Raw genomic sequence first — 21938 nt, forward strand, 5'->3', positions numbered from 1 at the left:
TTCTTGTCCGTTTCATTCGCACTATCATACCTGAAGCGGCCAATAGCGTACAACCTCAGACTTAAGGTGCGCACAAAAGTTCACGGGCATTGGCCAGAGCGCTGGCACTGATGTTCTCGCCGGCCAGCAAGCGGGCAATCTCACTAACCCGCTCTTCGTCACTCAGGTTACGAATTCGGGTTTCGGTGGCAATGCCATCGGTATATTTTTCCACAAACAATTGCTGATGGCCCTGACTGGCGACTTGCGGCAAGTGGGTAATGCAGATCACCTGGCAGCGCTCGCCAAGCTGACGCAACAAGCGGCCAACACCGGCTGCGACCGGGCCACTGATCCCAACATCGACCTCGTCAAAAATAAGGGTTGGGGTGGTGATTTGATCGGCCAGAATCACCTGCACCGCCAGGCTGATGCGGGATAACTCGCCACCGGATGCGACTTTATGCAGCGGTTGCAGTGGCTGGCCTGGGTTGGTGCAGACCAGAAATTCGATCTTATCCAGCCCAAGGGCACTGGCTTTATCCAGTGGCTGCGGGCTGACTTCAATCCGGAACTGGCCATTGTGCATGCTTAGTTCATGCATGCTTTGGCTGATCATCGCACTGAGTTTTTCGGCCGCGCTCTGACGCTGCTCCGTCAGTATGGCTGCGCTTTGCTGGTAGTCGTGTTCGGCTTGTTGCAGTTGCAGGGCCAGTTCATCCAGCCGGGCATCATCACGACTCAGCGCCTGCAATTGCTCACTCAGTTCCTGATGCTGTTGATACAGTTCGTGTTCGCTGATTTGATGTTTGCGGCTCAGTTGCAGCCACTGGCTCATCCGCTCGTCTACCAGTTGCAACCGTTCTGGATCCAGCTCCAGCTTTTCGCTGTAATGCCGAAGCTCGCGGCTGGCTTCTTCAACCTGCACCAAGGCCTCGGCCAGCATCTGCTGCACCGGCGTCAAACTGCTGTCCAGCCCAGCCAGCTGTTCCAGTTGCTGGCAGGTACTGCTCAGGGCCTGATAAATGGTGGTGTCATCGCTATCGTACAGCTGGGCCAGCGCGCTCTGGCTGTCACACAGCAGCTGCTGGCCATGGCTCAGTCGGCTGTGCTCTGCTTCCAGTTCGGTAAATTCCTGCTCACCCGGTGCAAACTGATCCAGTTCGGCCACCTGATACTCCAGCAACTGCTGCTGTGCTTCACGCTGCTGACAGGCTTGTTGCAATTGCTGCTGTTCGCGTTTGAGTTGCTGCCACTGCTGCCAATGCTGTTTGGTGTGCTGCAGGCTGTTGTTGTGGTTGGCAAAGGCATCCAGCAGCTGGCGCTGATAATCCGGCTTTAACAGCAACTGATGGGCATGTTGGCCATGGATGCTTAGCAGATGCTGGCCCAGGGCCTTCAGTTGCTGCGCCGGTACCTGCACGCCATTGATGTAGCCGCGGGAACGGCCTTCGCTGCTGATCACCCGGCGAATAATGCACTCCTGGCCCATGGCCAGATCTTGCTGCTCCAGCCATTGCTGAGCCGCTGGCAATTGACTGACATCAAAGCTGGCGACGATATCGGCTTTATCGGCACCAGGGCGAACCATTGAAGCTTCCGCCCGCTCTCCCAAGCAAAGTGCTAAGGCGTCCAGTGCAATCGACTTGCCGGCACCAGTTTCGCCGGTAATGCTGGTCATGCCCTGCTGCCAGTCCAGCTCCAGTGCACGAACGATGGCAAAATTACTGATATGAAGATGGGACAGCATGGGGCACCTCGCAAGGCTAGTTTACTGTTTAAATAGACAGTGTAAATCTATACAGTAATTTGCCATTTTGCAAGAGCACACTGCTGATTTTTTGCTTAGGTTGGTTTCGATTCTAGTGGCGGTACGCCAACAGCGTTTTAATACAGCCGGCTGCCCCAACCAAGCTTATTGCGCAGAACATGGTAGTAGCTGTAGCCTGGAGGGTGGATCAGTCTGAGTGGCCGTGGATGTTTGCGGATAAAAATATCATCGCCCGGCATGACGGCCAGGATCACATGGCTGTCGCAGCTGATCTGCAGATGCGCGTCGTTGCTGTCGGCCACTTTTAACTGAATTTCACTGTTGCCTGCTACCACCAAAGGGCGGCTGCTTAGGGTGTGTGGAAACATCGGCACCAGCGTCATCGCATCCAGATCCGGTGTCAGGATTGGGCCTCCGCCGGATAAAGAGTAAGCGGTGGAACCGGTCGGCGTGCTGATGATCAAGCCGTCTGAGCGCTGGCTAAACACGAACTCGTCGTTGATGTAGGCTTCGAACTCAATCATATGCGCCACTTTATCGGCGTGCAGTACGGCTTCGTTGACTGCGCTGTTGCTGCTTTTAATAGTGCCGTGACGGTGCACCGAAATTTCCAGTAAATTGCGTAGCTCGGTTTTGAAATTGCCGGCCAGCACTTCGCTTAGTGGCTGTTCGAAGCCCTCAGGCGACAGATCGGTTAAAAAGCCCAGGTTACCACGGTTAACACCAAGCACGGCGATATCGGAGCGGGCCAAGACCCGGGCAGCACCCAGCATATTGCCATCACCACCTACCACTATGGCCAGATCGCAGCGTTTGCCGATATCGACCAAGTCCAGCACCCTGGCTTCAGTCAGCTCCAGCGTGCGGGCTACTTTTTGTTCCAGATAGACTGTCAGGCCACGGGCTTCCAGAAAACGATGCAGGGCCACCAGCGTTTGGTTGGCGCCTTCGTGGTTTGGTTTGCCAATCAGGCCAATGGTTTGAAATGCGGAGGTCATGGCATTCTTTGTTGCTGCGGGTTCTTATGGTCAGTATACCCGGAAATAAAGCCGTCACAACTGCTGACTTGTTTTTAGCGCTGACTTGTTTTTGACACAAGTGCCCCCAGATTAAGCAGAACCAACCACAGGTAGTGATTATGAATGCCCGTCTTGCGCGCGCCGATGTAATTTTAAAAATGATCGTGGAGCAGTACCTGGCCGATGGCCAGCCGGTATCCTCGAAGTTTATTGCCGCTCAGGAAGGACTGGACGTCAGCCCCGCCACGGTACGCAATACCATGGTGCAGCTGGAGCAATCCGGCCTGATCCGCTCCCCTCATACCTCGGCCGGCCGCATTCCCACCACCCAGGGCATTCGTGAGTTTTTCAATCGTATGCTGCAACTGCAACCACTGCCTATGCGCTGGCTGCAGCAGGTGCAAAAGCAGTTACCGCTGGAGCTGCCGGTGTCTTTACTGTGCCAGCGCGCCGGCCAGTTGCTGACCAACTTAACCGGTTGCGTCGCCATTATCAGCCCACCCAAGGCCGGTGAGCGGATTATCCGCCAGGTGGATTTGGTAAGGCTTGCCGCCGATAGCCTGCTGTTGGTGGTGATCGATGAAGATGGCGATATATTGCACCGGGTATTGCATCACAAAAGCCAGGTGGATAACGCCACCTTAAGCCAGGGCCTGTGCTTGCTGAATGCGGCTTTATCCGGCGTGCAGTGGCAAGAAGGCATGTCGCGGCTGGAAATTATGGCGCAGCGTGAGCAGGGGACCCTGCAGCAGCTGGTTAGCCGGGTGCTCGGCCAATTGGGGCTGGATGAAATGCAGCAGCATCAGCCGCTGATCTATGGCCAGCATCAACTGCTGCTCTCGCCGGAGTATCAGCGTAATCCGGCGCTGCAGCAGGTATTTTCCATGCTGGAAAACCCGGCTGGTCTGGTGCGTTTTCTGCAAACACTCAGCAGCGATGGCCATGTCAAGCTAGTGCTGGGCAAAGAAACTGGTTTTGCCGAGCTTTCCAGTGTCAGTCTTATCGTGCAGCGCTATCAGCAAAGCCCGCATCGTTTTATCGCGCTGTTGGGCCCGAGGCGCATGCCGTATGGCCAATTTGTACCTTTAATTGAAGCCTGCAGCCGGCAGTTAAATTTAAACTTGAATCCGTAAAATCCATCCCCATATAGCAACCAGACCTTTGGCTAAGCCAAGAAGCAGGTATTTTTGGAGATTGAGTGAATGACTGAGCAACAAGCCCCCCAGACCCCGGAAGAGGAAGTGCAGGCCCAGAGCAATCCGGAGCAGGCAGAGCAAGATACGGCAGATACGGTCGAGGTATCCTCCGAGCAAAGCGTGATCGACAAACTGGAAGCAGAAATTGCCCAACTACGTAAGCAGGTCGCCGATCAGCAGGATGCAATGTTGCGGATTAAAGCCGATGCCGAAAATGCCCGTCGCCGCGCCAGTCAGGATGTGGAAAAAGCCCATAAGTTTGCATTGGAAAAATTTGCCAACGACTTGCTGCCAGTGGTAGATAACCTGGAGCGTGCACTCGGTTTTATCGACAAAGACAACGACACCATGAACTCCGTGGCCGAAGGGGTGGAACTAACGCTGAAAAGCTTCCTCGACACCGTGGAAAAATTCGGCGTGCAGCAACTGGATCCACAAGGCCAGCCGTTTAACCCGGAGCAGCACCAGGCGATGTCGATGATGGAAACCGCCGATGTGGCACCAAACACCGTCACTTTTGTGATGCAAAAAGGCTATGAGCTAAACGGCCGCTTATTGCGCCCGGCTATGGTGGGTGTGTCCAAGGCGCCGGCTGCTGAGTAATTTTGTTTTTTGTCTAAGAAGAACCGGCTTTTTTGGCCGGTTTTTTTATGGTAATAGCTCCCGCTCGATAAAGGCCGCCAGCGGGTGTTGTTGTCGGCGCAACTCGCGGATAAAAAGCTGGGCAACTCTGGCTGCGCCTTGTACCGATAGATGGGTATTGTCCTCTGTGCCTGTTGGGAACTTCTGGTACAAATCGGCCGGTACCTGAATAAAGTAAGCCTGGCTGGCGGCGGGGCCCTGAGTTTGCAAGTAATCACAGCTTAGTTGCTGCAAGTCGACAAAAGTCACCTCCATCTGTTGTGCTACCATCGCTGTCGCAGCCGCATACTCGGCCAGGTTGCGTTGCAAACTGCCATCGGCGTTAAAGTGTCGCCGGCAAATTGAGCTGGCCAGCATTGGCTGCGCCCGGTGCTGCCGTACATCCTGCACAAACTGACGCAGAAAATCCGGGTAGTCGCTATCGGCGGCGGCATAACGGCTGGGATCATCGGCTTTTTGATCGTTATGGCCAAACTGGATCAGCACATAATCGCCGGGCTGCAATTGGTCAAGCAAGGCCTGCCAGCGGCCTTCGCTGACAAAGCGGCGAGTACTGCGGCCATTGGCGGCATGATTGAACAGCTGCAGTTCTGGTTGCAGAAAATCCGGCAGTAGCTGCCCCCAGCCACGCTCCGGATAAGCCTGGCTGACTTTATTGGACATGGTGGAATCGCCCACCAGATGCAGGCGGGCAGCATTTGCATCGTAGCTGGCAAGCGCCAGCGCCAATGTTAGAGTAGCTGCCATAAGGGCAGATGATAGGGTCATGGCTCGCTCTCCAACCAGTGCTGAATTTGGGCCAAATCAGCCTCGGGATCCCAGCGGCCTTCAAATGCCCAGCGGGGAGTGATGTCATCGGCGCTGAGCTGCTGCGGGTGGGTGGCTAAGTTATCTGTCAGCCATGGGTAGAGCGCAGTGCTCCCTTCGGCCTGACTGATGTAAATACGGTCTCCCCACTGATTGGCTTGGTCACGCCCTGGCTCATCCGGATAATTAACCCGGAAAATAGCCCGATCGGCCATGTTGTTGCTGTACTCATTGTGGATCAGATAAAACTGCGCATCGTAATGGCGACGACCCAGCAGGAAGCCATCGATCCCTTCAAATAGCGAATCCCGTACCACCAGCTTTTGCTGGCTATCGAGCTCTCCATCGTGCCACAGAGTGGCAGAGCGTCGATGGTTGATAAAGTGGCTTTGACTGAAAAAGGCCCAGCCTCTGGGGCACACCATATCGGTGTGGCCCTCAAAACGGCATTGATGGTGGTAATACATCCCATCGGTTTTATTCCACAGACTTAGGGTATCAGCACCGTCGGCTAGCACGACGCAGTCGGCTGTGATGATACGGCTGGCGCGCTCAAAACCCCGGATGGCAAACTGATGGCGGTGATCGCCGGTCAAAGCGCCATAGTGATTGCGTACCGTCAATTGGACCAAAGCAATGTCTGTGGCGTTGATATTGACCACAGCACTGCCCCAGTCCGTTGGATGCTGCGCCAGCCAGTTGGCCCGCAGCTCAGCGACCTGAATGATGGTCTGGTCTTTGCCCGCACCGGCCAGCACCACTCTGTCCCGTGTCAGGTAGATTTTTTCCGGGTAAACTCCGGGCCCAATCCGGATGATGCCCCATTGGTCATTGGCTGGTAGCTGATTAATGGCTTGTTGAATGCTGCGGTAATCGGCCGGTCCCTGTTGGGCCACCCGCAATTGAATCGGTTCGGCTGCTTGTGCCTGACCAAACCAAACAAGGATAAGAAAAAGCCATTTCTGCATGTGGTTACCAAAAAAAGAGCCAGCTTGCGCTGGCCCAACCCTTAGAAGAACTCAGTGGTCGATGCCAAGCAGCCTGGCAATTTGCACGCCGGCCATGATGAAAGGGCCGTTGGCTTTGGCGTCATTACGAAAAACCGGTTCGCTCATGTAGTACTGGTAGCTGCCATCGCGGCCAAAGCCGAGACCGGCCACCTGTACGGTATTGACGAAACTGATGCTATCATCCGGATGCACCAGCACAAACTCCTGCAGCAAGCCCTGATAGGCTTTTAAGGCGGTATCCCGGTACTGCTGCGGCAGGTATCCCTGATTCAGAGCTTTGGCATAAAAGTAGGTGAACATGGCGCTGGCAGAAGCTTCCAGATAGTTGCCGGTCGCTTCCGGTTGATCCAGGATCTGAAACCAGGTGCCGGACTCGCTGTCCTGATAGCGCGCCAAAGTCGCTGCCAAATCGCTGATCATATGCAGCAGAGGCTCACGCAGCTCGGTTTGCTCGGCAGGAATGTAGTCCAGCACATCGACCAGTGCCATGGTGAGCCAGCCCAGACCACGGCCCCAAAAATGCGGCGATAAACCGGTTTCTGGGTCGGCCCAGACTTGCTGACGGGCTTCATCCCAGGCGTGGTAATACAGGCCGGTGGCTGGATCGCGCAGCAACTGATAAGCCAGTTCAAACTCTTTCACCACCTCTTTCAGTGCCTTGCCATCTTCAAACTCGCTGCTGTAATAGGCAAGGAAGGGCATGCCCATGTAGACGCCATCCAGCCATAGCTGATGAGGGTAGACTTGTTTATGCCAGAAAGCACCATCGGCAGTACGCGGGTGCTCGGCCAGTTGCCGGCGCAGCAAATCCAGTGCCTGACGGTGATGAGGTTTGGCATCACGCAGGTAATGACGCAACAGAATCAAACCGGTATTGATGCTGTCGATGTTGTATTTTTTGATGTCGTAGGTGTGGATATCGCCTTGCTCGGTGATAAAGGAGTCGACCACATCGACAATCACTTGCTGCCACTCAGCATTTGGACGCAATTCGAATAAATCATCGTAGGCTTGCAACAACAGGCCGGTGGTGTATTCCCAGGTAGCGGGCCTACGGCGCTCAAAATCCCAGCCGCCGTAGCGGTAATAAGGGGTTTGGCGGATCATTTCACTGGCAGCCAGTCGCTCAGACCAATCCAGTGCCCGCTCCGCCGTCAGAGGTTGCTGCACCAGCGCATCGGTCAGGGCTGTATTCAGTCGTACCCTGGGGGTAAGTGTCAGTGCTTCAATCTGCTGGTCCAGATAGGCTACGAATTCGTCTTTGCTTTGAATGCCGCCCGGCTCGCCTTGCCAGGCGGCCAGAAAGTAATACTCCATCCGCTGGTCGGGAACCCGGATCAACGACACCAGATTGTGTTCATCTTCGGTTTGCTGTAGCCGGGTACTGCGCTTAAACAGCAGTGCCATGCCCAGTTGATCGCCAGCCAGGCTTTGGTCGCCCCAGGTAGCGACATAGGTCCAGGCGTGACCGGTTATCTCGTGCGGGCCATGGATTACTTCGGTTCCCGGGTGCTTCACCAAGCCAATCGCCATATGCGGCAAGCTCTCGGACAGTTCCAGCCGGGTATGCACCAGGCGACTGCCCGGCGTCATGGAAAAATTGGCCGTTAAATCCAGGGTTTTGCCGGCAATTTTCCAGTCCTGATAATGGATCTGCATGCCGGAATAGAGGGGGCCACTTTCGTGAATGCGGGCGCTGTGCTGGCCTACCTCCGATACCAGTTGCACCTGCTCACCATCCCAGAAACCATAGCCGCCAGCGCCTAAAGTCAGGCCTACTTTCAGAATATCCATGCCCCAGTCGGCCATAGCATGGTAGGACTGATAACCATCCTGTCCAACATCCTGCAGTACCAGCTGTTGCGTTTTTTTGCCGAAAATATCAAAGCCATTGCGCCAGTCCAGATAAATCCGGTAGCCAACCCGATCCGATTCGATACCAGGGCCTTCATAGCGGATCCATTCGGAGTGATCGGTGTATTGCTCCGGAGCTGTGAGTTCAGTCACATTGACAAAATCACCGCCATGGTACTTGGCACCCTGCCATTCACCGCCGACTTTATGGGATATTTCCGCCTGAGTACGGGCAGGCCAGGCTTGTTGCCTGAAGCGGTTGGGATCCTGCAGTACCTGCAATTGCTGGCGCTCAGCAGCGGCCATCGAAAGATGCAGATACAAGGTGTCTTTTTCGCCATCACCACTGTGATCGATCAACTGGCTTGGGATCAGATGATCTTGTTGCATCACCACCAGAGCAGTTGCTTCAGCAGCGGTTATTCCCAAATCGGTAAAAGGCAATAGCAGCGGTTGATCTGGCCGGGCAAAGTCGGATGGGTTTTGCACCTCCAGGCTGGCAATCTGCTGCACTGCGGTGCTGTTGGTCGATTCGGCAACCGTACTGGCTTGAGGTTGTTTGCTATCGCAGCCGCTAAGGACTGCCAGCGCGAATAAAGGCACTGTCAGTGAAAGAAAAGGGGATCTTGCTTGCATGTGTATTTTCACGATCTCTACCTGTGCTTGCATCAGTAAGGTGGATAAAAAGGAGCCATCCATGGCTCAACGGGATCCTTAGGGCAAAGTTTAGAACTTGTACTGGGCGCCCAGATAATACTGCCGGCCTGTGGCGTGGTAGTAGGTTAAGCGATTACCACTCGAATCCACCCACTGATCATCGACTTCATTGGTCAGGTTCAACGCTTCGAAGGTAAGTTTCCAGTTATCAGTTAATTGATACGACAGCGCTGCGTCGATATTACGGGTCGCATTGGTGCCTTCCATATCGTTGTTATCACGGCCAATGGCGTTGGTCAGATACTGCGAGCGGTACGCCATGGATACCCGGGCGGCGAATTTGTCATCTTCGTAATACAAGGTGGCACTGCGGGTATTTTCCGACAAGCCGTTCAGATCGCGGGTAGCCAGCACAACACCGGTGTTGTTGACATAGTTCATCTGAGCTTTCACGTAAGTGTAGTTACCAATAAAGCCAAAGCGATCCCAGAATTCTGGCAGGAAGCTAAATGGCATCTGGTACTGGACTTCGTAGCCATACAGGTTACCACCAGGGCCGTTCAGTGGCGTAGTGGTTTGCCACTCGACATTTTCGTTACAGCCAGAAGCTTCACCATAACCAGGCCCGGCATTACAGGCATCAATCGCTGCTTGCACCGGCAGGCCGGTTTCAGTGAATGGCTTGGTTTCGCGCAGGTTTTGAATGTAGCTTTCAATATCCTTACGGAATAAAGCAACGCCTAGCAAAGACTCGTTATCGAAGTAGAGCTCTAAGCCCAAATCATAGGTTTTGGCCCGGGTTGGCTCCAGTGTTGGGTTACCGCCACTGATGGTACGGGCACCGCCGGAGACTGACACCGACACATTAGGGCGAATGCCGGATAAGCCAGGCCGTGACATCACCTCCGCATAACCAAAACGGATAATGACATCATCCATTGGTTCGAATACCAGGTTTAGTGAGGGTAAAAACTCATTGTAACTGTGTTTGGCGGTAATTAGCTCCTGCGTACCACCGATAGTGGCCCAGGCAGTAGAGCTTTGATCGGTGCTAACGTAGCGGCCACCAAAATCACCGCGGATCACGGTGTCGCCGACTTCAGTTTCAAACGCCAGTTGCAGGTATGCCCCTAAGGTTTGTTCTTCGGCAGAAAAGTTATCAACCCGGCGGAAGTCAGAGCTCACCACAAAATCACCGGTATTGCTGTAAATGTTGTAGCGGGCATTAATAGCATCCAGGTTAGGGACTAACCAGGTTGAAGCTCCTACGCCAGCGCTGTAGTTCATAATCAGGTCTGGTGTCATTTCCACGCCAGCGGCGTTTTCGGACTGACGACGCGCTTCAAAGGTCTCAAACTCAAAATTTTTGTAATGCAAGCCACCACGCAGGGTGAGGTAGTCATTCAGCATGTATTCCAGGTTGATGGCCGCACTATCAAAGGTGTTTTCTGCCCCCAGTGGACGCAGACGCACACTGTTGGTCACCCAACCCGCTGCATCATAAGCGCCGGCACCAAAAATCAGCTCAGGGTTTTCGCGTCTATTGCCGCGATAGTCGTAGCTAAAGTCCAATCCGGCTTTTTCCATTACCACTGTGGTTTGGATCGGGTTATCGAACTTGGAGGTAGCACGGCCAATCATGCCATCAATTCTGAGGTTATCCGTCAGTTGATGCTGCGCACTTAAGGTAAACTGCAAGAATTCGGTAGAAAGTTCATCGTAACGCAGCTCATTGCGAACCAGGGCATTTTCAAAAGAGGCATAGGTCACGGTATTGGTGTTATCAATTTCATAATCCAGCACATTCATCGCACCGGTCAGGCTGCTGTTGTTCAGGATGCCTTGCATAAAAGCCTCCTGCCGGGTGGAGTCATCTTTAGAGTACAGCACATCCAGATTAAAGCGGGTTTCCAGAGTTGGCCGGTACTCCAGCGCCGATGCCAGACCAATACGTTTTACATTATGGACATAGGAGTCGTAGCGCGGCAGCCGAGGGCGGAAAGCATCGTTAATCTCTTCCAGCTCCGAGGCTTCGGCATCGCCACGGTAGCTGCCAAAGTTGTTCACATTGTTCCAGCGCACGGTACTGGCGCCTTCATCCACAATATTACGCTCGGAAAAAGCAGCGGAAATCAGATAACCGAAGGTACGATCCTCATTGATGTTGCTGAATAAAAAAGAACCTTTGGGATCGATTTTTTCCGATTGATCGTTGTAGCCAGCCTGCACATTGGCTGCAAACGTCAGGCCATCGTAATCAAAAGGGCGGGCGGTTCGTAAGTCGACGGTTGCACCTAAGGAGCCTTCCTCAACATTGGCAGAAGCGGTTTTACGCACCGTCAATTCACTGAACAGATCCGATGAGAAAGTATTGAAATCAAAGCCACGGCCGCGGTTGGCCCCGCCAATGGCATCGGTACCCCCACTGGTGGATTGTGCTTCCATGCCATTGATCCGCACCCGGGTAAAATCCGGCCCCAGACCGCGGACAGAAATTTGCCGGCCTTCACCAGCCACCCGACTAATGGCGACACCAGGAATCCGTTGCAGTGACTCGGCCAGGTTGAGATCCGGAAAGTCGGCAATATCTTCTGCTTTGATGGTGTCGGTGGCACCGGTTTCAAAGCGTTTCTGGTTGAGTGCACTGGCCAGGCTACCGCGGAAGCTGCCGATCACAGAGATCACTTCAATCTGCTCTTCCGGTTCTGCTTGCTGGTCGCTGTTGGCTTCATCCGCCAGCAGTGGTGTGGCGCCAAATAAAGTCACCAGGCCGGCTAAGGTTAAAGCCCGGCTGAGCTTGTGTGGTCGAAATAAATTCTGTGGGGTAGCCATGTTGTTCACCTCTTCCTAGATCTTGTCGTTTTGCCGCTTGGCGGCTTTTTTATATGGGAACAGCCTGGCTGCCCCTGTTGATTTTGTTTGTCTTCGTCGCTTTGCTTGCAAACTGCTGTATCGAATACTAGGCTGATTATGCAGCATTGTCTACCGGTGGCAAAAAAAGCTTGCAATTTTGTGCCACCGATGGCAAAAAGCTAGCACCAACGGATAATTGCTGTCAATTCAACCAATCGATAAATTCAGCCGCTTGGGGATGGAAAATCGGTTATTTCATTTTAAGTGTTTGATTTATTTAATTTATATTGGTTGGTTGAATAGTGCAACTGTTCCATATTTGAACGATTTACCAAAAGCCATGGTGCGGGCAAGCGTTGTGGTAACGGTTAAAAGCTGAAGGAGTGTGGCATGAGCGCATTATTTTCACTGCAGGGCAAAACCGCCTTGGTCACGGGCGCCAGCCGAGGTTTGGGGCAGGCCATCGCGTTAGCACTGGCAGCAGCGGGAGCACGGGTGTTGTGCGCCAGTTCATCAGCAACTGGCAGCTATGAAACGGTGGCTGCGATTCAGCAGCAAGGTGGCGAAGGCTTGGCTTTGGCGGCCGATTTATCGGATGAAGCTGCAGTGCGTGCCTTAGCTGCCGCCGCGACAGAACAGGGCGCAGTGGATATTCTGGTTAATTGTGGTGGCACGATTTTCCGGGCGCCGGCCGATGAGTTCCCGATGGATGCCTGGCGCAAGGTGATGGCGGTAAATCTTGACGCCGCTTTTTTACTTAGCCAGTTGCTGGGCCGTGACATGATTGCCCGCAAGCAGGGAAAAATCATCAACATTGCTTCGATGCTGTCCTACAGTGGTGGCATCACGGTACCCGCTTACACAGCCAGTAAGCATGCCATTGCCGGTGTCACCAAGGCCCTGGCCAATGAGTGGGCCAAACACAACATTCAGGTCAATGCGATAGCGCCAGGCTACTTTCGCACGGACAATACTGCGGCTTTGCAGGCGGATGAAGCACGCAATGCTGCTATTTTGGATCGGATCCCGGCTGGTCAATGGGGCGAGCCAGCCGATTTGGCAGGTGCAGCTGTCTTTCTGGCTTCGGCAGCTAGTCAGTATGTGAATGGCCATGTTCTGGCTGTTGATGGTGGCTGGCTGGCCCGCTAACCATCGGCCACCTATTTATTTTGTGAGGAAAGTTATGACTGTTGAATTTGAAAGCCGTTACCCAACCCATCCGGATGACGTGAAAAAGTACGATACCGAACAACTGCGCCAGCACTTTCTGGTAGATAACCTGATGCAGGCCGACAAACTGGTGCTGTGTTACACCCACTACGAGCGGGTTCTGGTCGGTAGTGCCGTGCCGGTAAAGGCCGGCATCGTACTGGAAGCGGTAGATGCGCTCAAAGCCGATTACTTTTTAGAGCGCCGCGAGCTTGGGGTTATCAATGTGGGGGGTGCTGGCAAAGTGGTGGTGGATGGCACCGAGTACCCACTGCAAACCAAAGAAGGGCTCTATGTCGGTATGGGTGCTAAGGATGTCAGCTTTTACAGCGACGATGCCAGCACACCGGCCAAGTTTTATCTGAACTCAGCGCCGGCGCACTGCAGTTACCCCACCAAACATCTAACGATGGACAATTGCACCGTGCTGCAAATGGGATCGCAGCAAACTTCGAATGAGCGCGCCATTCACCAATTGATGATCCGGGATGTGGTGCAAACCTGCCAGCTGCAAATGGGCCTGACCGTGCTTAAGCCGGGCAGTGTCTGGAATACCATGCCGGCGCATCAGCATGATCGGCGGATGGAGGCCTATTTTTACTTTGATTTGGCAGACGATCAGCGGGTTTGTCACTTTATGGGGCAACCGCAACAAACGCGCCATATCTGGGTGGCCAGCGAACAAGCCGTAGTATCACCGGCCTGGTCCATTCACAGTGGCTGTGGCACCAGCAATTACGCCTTTATCTGGGGCATGGCAGGTGAAAACCTGGATTACCACGATATGGATAAATTTCCGGCCAGTGCCATGCGTTAAGCATCCAGAAGGAAAGTCCCATAAATCAGGCGCACAGCAGATGCGCCATAACTGCAACAGGGTTGGACTGACTATGAAGAATGACGTTGTCTCAGGCTGGCGACACCGGATGGCCGCAGCGGTTTTGCTGCTGGGGCTGTTGGGGTGTCAGCCGGATACTGAACACACTACCTTACGCCTGGCTCACACCTTGGATCAGGAGCATGTAGTGCACAAAGCCATGGCGCTGATGGCGGAGCGACTGGCGGAGTACTCCGATGGCAGCATGAGCATCGAAATCTACAGCGGCGGTCAACTGGGCAGCGAGCGCGAGCTGGTCGAACTGCTGCAAATTGGCAGCCTGGCCATGACCAAAGTTTCGGCCAGTCCGCTGGAAGGCTTTGTGCCGGCGATGCGGGTGTTCAGTGTGCCCTATATTTTCAGCGATAACGATCACTATTGGCGGGTGCTGGAAAGCGACTTGGGCCAGCAGTTGTTGCAGGAAATCGAACAAGCCCGCTTGCATGGTTTGGGCTACTACGATGCCGGTAGCCGCAGCTTTTACTCCACCCATACCCGCATCGATAGCCCGGCCGATTTGCGTGGCAAAAAATTCCGTGTGCTCAATAGCCAGACCGCAGTGCGGATGGTGGAAGCTTTAGGCGGCGCAGCCACGCCCATTGACTGGGGGGAGCTTTACACCGCCTTGCAACAAGGCGTGGTCGATGGGGCCGAGAACAACCCGCCCAGTTTTTACTTGTCCCGCCACTATGAAATCAGCCGTTACTACAGCCTGGATGAACACACTGCGGTCCCGGATGTATTGATCATGAGTTTGCATGTCTGGCAAAACCTGAGTCCACAGCAACAAGCCTGGGTGACCCGGGCGGCACAGGACTCCATTGTGTACCAGCGCGAGGCCTGGCAGCAGGCCTCGGATGAAGCACTGGCTGCGGTGAAAGCGGCGGGAGTTACGGTAATTTACCCGGATAAAGAACCCTTTCGTCAGGCGGTGCAGCCTTTTCATCAAAGCCTGATGCAGACCGATATTGGTCCTTTACTGCAGCGCATTGCAGAGCTGGATACACCGCAGTCGAGCCCCAAGGAGAGCGAGCATGACTAAATTGGTGCATTGGGTCGATACCCTGTTGAAGTGGTTTCTGGCCAGTCTGATGGCTGGCATTGTAGTGGTGGTGTGCTGGCAGGTGGTGTCCCGCTATGTGTTAGGAGCACCCAGCTCCATCACTGAGGAGCTATCACGCTGTTTGCTGATTTGGATTGGCATGATAGGTGCGGCCTTTGCCTATCGAACCGGCGTGCATCTGGGGCTGGATATTGTGACCCGGCGCTTAAAAGTAGAGCGTCAGCGGCATGTTCAGTTGGTTTTAACGGCGGCTGTGGTGCTGTTTGCCTTCAATGTGATGGTGATTGGTGGTGGCAACCTGGTGTGGTTGACCTATGAACTGAATCAGATGTCGGCAGCCTTGGGTATTCGTATGGCGTACATCTACATCGCCATTCCATTATCCGGCATGTTGATTGTGTTTTATGGTCTGAGCCAGTTGTACTTTGGTATTCGGCAGCAGCCGATGCAGCCGGTAGAGGGGATGCATTGATGGAATTGGCAATTATAGTCTTACTGGTGGTGTTTTTTGGCCTGTTGCTGCTGAATGTGCCGATTTCGTTTTGCATTGGTTTGGCTACTCTAGCCACCATGCTGCTCAGCATCGATTTTATGCCGGCTGTTACCACCATGGCACAGCGTATGGCCGGTGGCATCAACAGCTTTGCGCTGTTGGCTATTCCGTTTTTTATACTGTCTGGCCTGATTATGGGGCGGGGTGGCATCGCCCGTCGGCTGATTGAATGCGCCATGGCTTTGATTGGCATGTTGCCGGGTGGCCTGGCACTGGTAAATGTGGTGTCTTGCATGTTTTTTGGCGCCATTTCCGGCTCGGCGGTTGCTGCGACCTCGGCCATCGGGAGCTTTATGCTGCCCGAAATGAAAAAGCAGGGTTATGATGTCAATTACAGCGCGGCGGTCACCGCCTCGGCTGCCACCACCGGGATGCTGATCCCACCGAGCAACATTCTGATTGTCTACGCCATCGCCAGTGGCGGAGTTTCCATTGCGGCCTTGTTTGTCGCTGGCTACCTGCCGGGTATTTTATTGGGCATGGCACTGATGCTGGTTTGTGCCGGTTACGCCAAACTAAAAGGGTATCCGGTTGGTGCCCGGCTGCCGCTCAAACTGGTGGTGCCAAAAGTAGCAGCAGCGCTGCCCAGCTTGTTTATGATTTTTCTGGTGATTGGCGGCATTATCAGCGGCGTTTTTACTGCCACTGAAGCAGGCGCCATCGCTGTGGTGTATTCGCTGATTCTGGCTGTGGGCATTTACCGGGAAGTGAAACCAAATGAACTGCCGGCGGTGCTGATGAAAGCGGCGGAAACCACGGCCATCGTGATGGCGCTGATCGCCACTTCTTCAGCGATGTCCTGGATCTTGTCCTACGAGCAGATCCCGCAGGTGATCAGTGCTGCCATGCTGACCTTAAGTGAGAATCCACTGCTGATCTTGCTGATGATCAACCTGATCCTGCTGTTGGTGGGCGCCTTTATGGACATGACACCAGCGGTGTTGATTTTCACGCCGATTTTCCTGCCGGTGGCGGTGGAGCTGGGCATGAGTCCATTGCATTTTGGCATCATGATGGTGCTGAATTTGTCGATTGGCCTGGTGTCCCCACCGGTTGGCAGCGTGCTTTTTGTGAGTTGTGCCATTGCCAAAACGCGGATTGAAGCCATTATCCGGCCCTTGTTACCGCTCTATCTGGCGATGTTTGCGGTGCTGATGCTGGTGACTTATGTACCGGCGATCAGTGAGTTTCTGCCGAAACTCTTTGGCTTGTACTAAGCAGCAACTGCTGCTTTAGGAGGCAATGATGGTAAGTTACGTGATCCCGAATCTGGCCAATGCCTGCCGGATGATTGATGAAATCAGCCGTGCCGAGCAAGGGTTGAGTTTGTCCGAGCTGGAGCAGCAACTGGCGGTGCCACGCACCACCGCCTTTCGTATTTTGCAAACGCTTTGCCAGCAGCAGCTGATTGAAAAGCATGGTAAAAAATACCTGGCTGGTAGTCAGTTGCTGCGTCTTGGCTTAAGTTTACTCAGCTCAATGCCGGTAAAACAAAAGGCCTTGCCGATGTTGCAGCAATTGTCACTGAGTACCGGTTTTAGTTGTCATCTGGCTTTGCCCCATGCCGATGGCTCCCTGCTGGTTGAAGTCTGTGATAGCCCGAATCCACTGCGGCTGGCTGCCAGACCCGGCACCGTAGTGCCGCTGAACTGCTCGGCATCCGGTAAAGTGTTTCTGGCGTTTCGCTGCTTCGACCGTTTGCACGATCCAGCGCTGCAAGCCAGCTTTGTCAGACGCACCGAACACAGCTTACTGGCGGGTGAAGCGTTAAAATCGGAGTTGCAGCGGGTGTTGGCTCGGGGGTATGCTACCGATGAGCAGGAGTATCACCCGGATGTGCGTTGCCTGGCGGCACCGGTTCGCGATGAGCTGGGACAAGTCGCTGCTGCCGTCGGGGTCAGTGCGCCTGCGATACTGTTTAAAAAACAACAAATCCAACAGATTGCTGCACAAGTCAAACAAGCTGCCATCGAGATCTCCCTGGCAACCTATCGTCCACAACTGATGGCTATGGGGAAGTAGTGTTGGCTCAATTGCACAGGTGCAGATAAAGATGATCAAAATGAAGCAAGCCACCATCAACGACGTTGCCCGCATAGCCGGCGTGTCAAAACGAACTGTTTCCAGGGTAATCAATGGCTCTCTCAGCGTTGGAGAGCATACCCGTACCAAGGTCCAGAACGTGATCAACGAGCTGAAGTACTCGCCCAATACCCAGGCCCGAGGACTGGCATCCAGCCGCTCTTATCTGCTGGGGCTGATTTACGACAACCCGGATGCGCTTTACCTCGACTCGGTGCAGCGTGGTGTGCTGGAGGTGTGCTCCAACCTGGGCTATGAACTGGTGGTGCATCCGTGCCGCTACCAAAGCCCGACCCTGGTGCAGGACTGCCTGCGCTTTATCAGTCGTTCCAAGTTGGATGGCATTATTGTGTTACCGCCGGTATCGGAGCTCGAAGAGCTGGCTCAGGCACTGAAAGACTCCGGCCGGGCCTATGTTCGGCTCAGCTCGGTGGCACTGGATGAACCCTGTCACATCGTGGTATCGGACGACCGCGCGGCCTCGGCTGAAATGGCGCGCTATTTTGCCCAGCTGGGCCATGAAAAGATTGCTTTTATTACGGGCCCTCAGGCCTATAAGTCGACCATCGAGCGGATGGAAGGTTTTCAGCTGGGGTTATCAGCCTATGGCATTCAGCTGCGTGCGGATTGGATTGTCGAAGGCGATAACAGCTACGAAAAAGGCATTGAGTGTGCCCGGCAACTCTTGCTTGCCAGTGAACGCCCCACAGCGATTTATGCCAACAATGATCAGATGGCCGCAGGGGTACTGAAAGTAGCACACGAACTTGGCATTGCAGTGCCGGCACAATTATCGGTGGCTGGTTTCGACGACAACATGCTGGCCTCGCGGGTGATTCCATCCTTAACCACCATTCGCCGGCCGGTTCGACAGATGGCATTGCTGGCAGCGACCAAAATGATTATGTCGATTGAAAACAACGATAAAGGCGCTGAGCAGGTGGCGGCTAAGGTAGCACCGACTCTGGTGGTACGGGAGTCTACAGCCAAAGTCCGGCAGTCCTGAACCCTCTGCGCTTGAAAAAATCAGTACTTTAAACGTGACGCTGCTCTGCTTTTGTTTGGTGCAGAGCAGTAGACTGCCACCGATAGACATTTTTTTTGATTTTTACTTGCCACCGGTGGCAAATTGATTATGATAGAAGCATACGAGGTGTCCGTTTTGGTTGCATCCAGTGGATTGCAGCGGCCACTACCACAACACAGCTAACAGGATAGGACAGTACCATGACCGATTTGATGAAACGCCAAAGCCTGAAAACTCTGGGAGCATTGACCGGCGGCCTGAGCCTGATGTCTCTGACTGGTTGCAACCCAGCCCCGACCGTGATGCAGGATGCCAGCGATGCCGCTGATGAAGCTTTGTGGCAGCAAGCCGATGCCATCATCGCCAGCATCGCCCCGACTTCGTTCCCGGCACAGGACTTTCCGATCACGGACTTTGGTGCTGTTGGCGATGGCCACACCGATAATACCCAGGCCATTGCTGCTGCCATCGCTGCCTGTGCCACTGCTGGTGGTGGCCGGGTACTGGTACCGGCCGGCCGCTTTATGACCGGGGCCATTCATCTGAAATCCAATGTCAACCTGCATCTGCAAACCGATGCCGTGCTGTCGTTTTATACCGATGCCGCGCACTATTTACCGAAAGTATTTACCCGTTGGGAAGGCGTTGAGCTGATTGGCTATTCGCCGCTGATCTATGCCTTTGAGCAGGAAAACATTGCTGTAACCGGTGACGGCATATTAGAAGGCAATGGCAGTGCGACCAACTGGTGGCCGTGGAAAGGGGTTTGGGAGCGGCGCAACTGGGAATACGACGCCTCGGTCGATCAGGTGCAAACCCGTACCCCTATTTTCCAGATGGCCGAGCAGGGCGTACCTGTTACTGAGCGGCAGATGGACAATGACTTTTTACGGCCACCTTTTATTCAGCCTTATCGCTGCAAGCGGGTACTGATTGAAGGGATCACTATTCGTAACTCACCTTTTTGGCTGATTAATCCGGTGCTCTCGGAAGATGTGGTGGTGCGCTCTGTCAATTGCATCAGCCATGGGCCGAACTCCGATGGCTGCAACCCAGAGTCCAGCAACCGGGTGTTGATTGAAGATTGTTTGTTCGACACCGGCGATGACTGCATTGCGCTGAAATCAGGCCGCAACAATGACGGCCGCCGACTGGCCACCCCAATACAGAATGTGGTGATCCAGGACTGCGTGATGCACTCTGGCCATGGTGGCGTGGTGATGGGCAGTGAAATCTCCGGTGGTGCCCGCAATATTTTTGCCCGCCGTTGCCGCATGAGCAGCCCGGATTTAAAGCGCGGTATCCGTATTAAAACCAACTCGGTGCGCGGTGGCCTGATTGAAAACATCTACATCCGCGATATTGATATCGGTGAAGTGCAGGATGCCATTGTGATCAACTTCTTTTACGAAGAGGGGGATGCCGGTGACTTTATGCCTGAGGTGCGCAACCTGCATATCAGTAACTTACGGGTTGCCAAAGCGCAACGGGCCTTTGAGCTGCGCGGCTTTGAGCGGGCTCCGATTAGCGGCGTCACCTTGCACCATGTCCACTTTAAGCAGGTGGAGTCATTGGGACTACTGGATAATGTCGCCGGCATTGAGCACTACGATGTCACGGTCAATGGCAAGCCATTTTCGCTGCCCTGAGCTTGGGCAGCAAAAAAATGCCACCGCTGGCAAATAATGGTTGCCAATAACTTTTTGCAAGAAACTTTGGCTGAATAACGCAACAGGTAACATCATGAGTACAGAGCAACAAGCAGGCTGCAGTATTCGTTTGACGACAACGCCCGGCAGCGCCGATGGGCTGGAAGCGCAGTTGCAGGTACTGCAGGTGCATCCTCGCGACAATGTGCTGGTGGCCTTGCAGCCATTGCCGGCAGGTGCGGCCTTGCCGGAGCCTTTTGCTCATTTGACAGCCAGCCAGGCCATTCCGGCCGGTCACAAAGTGGCTTTACAAGCCATTGCCAAAGGCCAGCCGGTGATCAAATACGGTTTTGCCATCGGTGCCGCCAGCTGCGCCATTCAGGCCGGTGAGCAGGTACATTCGCACAACTTAACCACGCTGTTAAGTGGTCAGCAGCAGTACCGCTACCAGGGCTGTGAAGCCCGCCAGCCAGAGTACCCGGCTGGGCTACCCACCGAGTTTCAGGGCTATCGCCGTGCCAATGGCAAGGTAGGAACCCGCAATGAGCTTTGGATCATTAATACCGTTGGTTGTGTCAATCGAGCTGCCAGCCGCATTGCAGAGCTGGCCCGCAAAGAGTTTGCCGATTTACTGGCACAATCGTCGATTGATGGCATTCATGCCTTTACCCATCCCTTTGGTTGTTCGCAATTGGGCGATGATCTCAGCAATACCCGCGAACTCTTGGCTGGTTTAATTCAGCACCCCAATGCCGGTGCTGTACTGGTACTGGGCCTGGGTTGTGAAAACAACCAACTGGCCACTTTGCTGAAGTCGAGCCCGGACATCGATGCCAGCCGCATCCGCGCTTTTAATGCACAGCAAGTGGAAGACGAAATCGAGCAGGGCCTGGCGGCTGTCGGCGAACTGCTGCAGCAGATGAGCCAGGATCAGCGCACGGCCTGTCCGGTTTCCGAACTGGTGATGGGCATGAAATGCGGTGGTTCAGACGGCTTAAGTGGCCTCACGGCCAATGCCCTGGTCGGGCGCATCGCCGACTTGCTGGCGGCCGCGAATGGCAAGGTAGTGCTGACGGAGACACCGGAAATGTTTGGTGCCGAGCAGGTGTTTATGGCCAGAGCCAGCAATCAGCAGGTGTTTGATGATCTGGTGCAACTGGTTAATGACTTTAAGCAGTACTTTATCGACAACCAGCAACCCGTGTATGAAAACCCAAGCCCTGGCAACAAAGAGGGCGGCCTGACCACGTTGGAAGAAAAATCACTCGGCGCCATTCAAAAAGGCGGCAGTGCAGCGGTGCAGCAGGTGATCCGCTATGGCAAAACGGTCAGCAAGGCAGGACTTACCTTGCTGGAAGGGCCTGGCAACGATGCGGTGTCTTCAACCGCTTTAACCGCCGCTGGTGCTACCTTGCTGCTGTTTACCACCGGACGTGGCACGCCGCTCGGTTTTCCGGCGCCCACGGTGAAAATTTCGTCCAATTCGTCCTTGGCGGCCCGCAAACCACAGTGGATTGACTTTGATGCCGGTGGCTTGTTGCGACAAGGCCAGGATGCCACCGAGTTTAGCCATGCCTTTTTCCGCTATCTGCTCGACGTTGCTTCTGGCCGGCAAACCCGTAATGAAGTGTCCGACAACCGGGAAATTGCGATCTGGAAAAATGGCGTCACGCTCTGATAAGAGCAGACA

The 21938-nt window shown here is 54.2% G+C and carries 17 protein-coding genes; 11 read left to right on the forward strand and 6 right to left on the reverse strand.

Going from position 1 to position 21938, the window contains the following annotated elements:
• Positions 1-61: 61 nt before the first annotated feature.
• Together recN and nadK are read right to left on the reverse strand one after the other, a co-directional pair.
• Positions 62-1729 (reverse strand): DNA repair protein RecN, encoded by a 1668-nt coding sequence (gene recN / locus ABC502_RS05605; protein ID WP_345915177.1) that lies wholly within the window; start codon positions 1727-1729, stop codon positions 62-64.
• Positions 1730-1866: 137 nt separating this feature from the next.
• Positions 1867-2748 carry an NAD(+) kinase gene (gene nadK, locus ABC502_RS05610; RefSeq protein WP_330127348.1) on the reverse strand — a complete coding sequence of 294 codons (882 nt, stop codon included), beginning with the start codon at positions 2746-2748 and terminating at the stop codon, positions 1867-1869.
• 140 nt (positions 2749-2888) lie between these two features.
• Between nadK and hrcA the strand changes: the two genes are divergently transcribed.
• Both hrcA and grpE read left to right on the forward strand, forming a co-directional pair.
• Positions 2889-3902 carry a heat-inducible transcriptional repressor HrcA gene (hrcA, locus tag ABC502_RS05615; protein WP_345915178.1) on the forward strand — a complete coding sequence of 338 codons (1014 nt, stop codon included), beginning with the start codon at positions 2889-2891 and terminating at the stop codon, positions 3900-3902.
• A gap of 69 nt (positions 3903-3971) precedes the next feature.
• On the forward strand, positions 3972-4568 hold the full coding sequence (gene grpE / locus ABC502_RS05620; protein WP_330086070.1) for a nucleotide exchange factor GrpE: 597 nt from the start codon (positions 3972-3974) through the stop codon (positions 4566-4568).
• Between the two features lie 45 nt (positions 4569-4613).
• Here grpE and ABC502_RS05625 read toward each other — a convergent pair whose 3' ends face one another.
• From ABC502_RS05625 to ABC502_RS05640, 4 genes are read right to left on the reverse strand one after another with little or no spacing between them, the layout of a single operon-like run.
• Positions 4614-5375, reverse strand: coding sequence for a rhamnogalacturonan acetylesterase (locus tag ABC502_RS05625; RefSeq protein ID WP_345915179.1), 762 nt, complete (start codon positions 5373-5375; stop codon positions 4614-4616).
• Positions 5372-6382: a pectinesterase family protein gene (locus tag ABC502_RS05630; protein WP_345915180.1), complete on the reverse strand. Its 1011-nt coding sequence runs from the start codon at positions 6380-6382 to the stop codon at positions 5372-5374. Before ABC502_RS05630 ends, ABC502_RS05625 begins: the two co-directional genes overlap by 4 nt.
• 51 nt (positions 6383-6433) lie before the next feature.
• A complete protein-coding gene (locus tag ABC502_RS05635; RefSeq protein ID WP_345915181.1) occupies positions 6434-8977 on the reverse strand; it encodes a glycoside hydrolase family 88 protein in 2544 nt (847 codons plus the stop codon).
• A gap of 27 nt (positions 8978-9004) precedes the next feature.
• Positions 9005-11767: a TonB-dependent receptor gene (locus ABC502_RS05640; protein WP_345915182.1), complete on the reverse strand. Its 2763-nt coding sequence runs from the start codon at positions 11765-11767 to the stop codon at positions 9005-9007.
• A 411-nt stretch (positions 11768-12178) separates the two neighbouring features.
• On the opposite strand from ABC502_RS05640, the gene kduD reads away from it, so the two are divergent.
• The 9 genes from kduD to ABC502_RS05685 all read left to right on the forward strand — a co-directional run bounded on the left by kduD (position 12179) and on the right by ABC502_RS05685 (position 21926).
• Positions 12179-12937 carry a 2-dehydro-3-deoxy-D-gluconate 5-dehydrogenase KduD gene (gene kduD / locus ABC502_RS05645; protein WP_330086074.1) on the forward strand — a complete coding sequence of 253 codons (759 nt, stop codon included), beginning with the start codon at positions 12179-12181 and terminating at the stop codon, positions 12935-12937.
• A gap of 34 nt (positions 12938-12971) precedes the next feature.
• On the forward strand, positions 12972-13814 hold the full coding sequence (gene kduI, locus ABC502_RS05650; RefSeq protein ID WP_330086075.1) for a 5-dehydro-4-deoxy-D-glucuronate isomerase: 843 nt from the start codon (positions 12972-12974) through the stop codon (positions 13812-13814).
• A gap of 109 nt (positions 13815-13923) precedes the next feature.
• The gene (locus tag ABC502_RS05655; RefSeq protein WP_330086396.1) at positions 13924-14916 is read left to right on the forward strand and encodes a TRAP transporter substrate-binding protein; all 993 of its coding nucleotides are present in this window, start codon (positions 13924-13926) and stop codon (positions 14914-14916) included.
• Entirely contained in the window at positions 14909-15409 is a 501-nt protein-coding gene (locus ABC502_RS05660; RefSeq protein WP_330086076.1) for a TRAP transporter small permease, read from the forward strand. The genes ABC502_RS05655 and ABC502_RS05660 overlap by 8 nt, the downstream gene beginning before the upstream one ends.
• Positions 15409-16707 carry a TRAP transporter large permease gene (locus tag ABC502_RS05665; protein ID WP_330127356.1) on the forward strand — a complete coding sequence of 433 codons (1299 nt, stop codon included), beginning with the start codon at positions 15409-15411 and terminating at the stop codon, positions 16705-16707. The genes ABC502_RS05660 and ABC502_RS05665 overlap by 1 nt, the downstream gene beginning before the upstream one ends.
• A 25-nt stretch (positions 16708-16732) precedes the next feature.
• Positions 16733-17512, forward strand: coding sequence for an IclR family transcriptional regulator (locus ABC502_RS05670; RefSeq protein WP_345915183.1), 780 nt, complete (start codon positions 16733-16735; stop codon positions 17510-17512).
• Between the two features lie 31 nt (positions 17513-17543).
• The gene (locus ABC502_RS05675) at positions 17544-18578 is read left to right on the forward strand and encodes a LacI family DNA-binding transcriptional regulator (protein ID WP_330086079.1); all 1035 of its coding nucleotides are present in this window, start codon (positions 17544-17546) and stop codon (positions 18576-18578) included.
• 221 nt (positions 18579-18799) lie between these two features.
• Positions 18800-20248: a glycoside hydrolase family 28 protein gene (locus ABC502_RS05680; RefSeq protein ID WP_345915185.1), complete on the forward strand. Its 1449-nt coding sequence runs from the start codon at positions 18800-18802 to the stop codon at positions 20246-20248.
• A 94-nt stretch (positions 20249-20342) separates the two neighbouring features.
• Positions 20343-21926: an altronate dehydratase family protein gene (locus ABC502_RS05685; RefSeq protein WP_345915186.1), complete on the forward strand. Its 1584-nt coding sequence runs from the start codon at positions 20343-20345 to the stop codon at positions 21924-21926.
• Positions 21927-21938: the final 12 nt, after the last annotated feature.

The organism is Alkalimonas sp. NCh-2, from assembly GCF_039631345.1.
Classification (GTDB): domain Bacteria; phylum Pseudomonadota; class Gammaproteobacteria; order Enterobacterales; family Alteromonadaceae; genus Alkalimonas; species Alkalimonas mucilaginosa.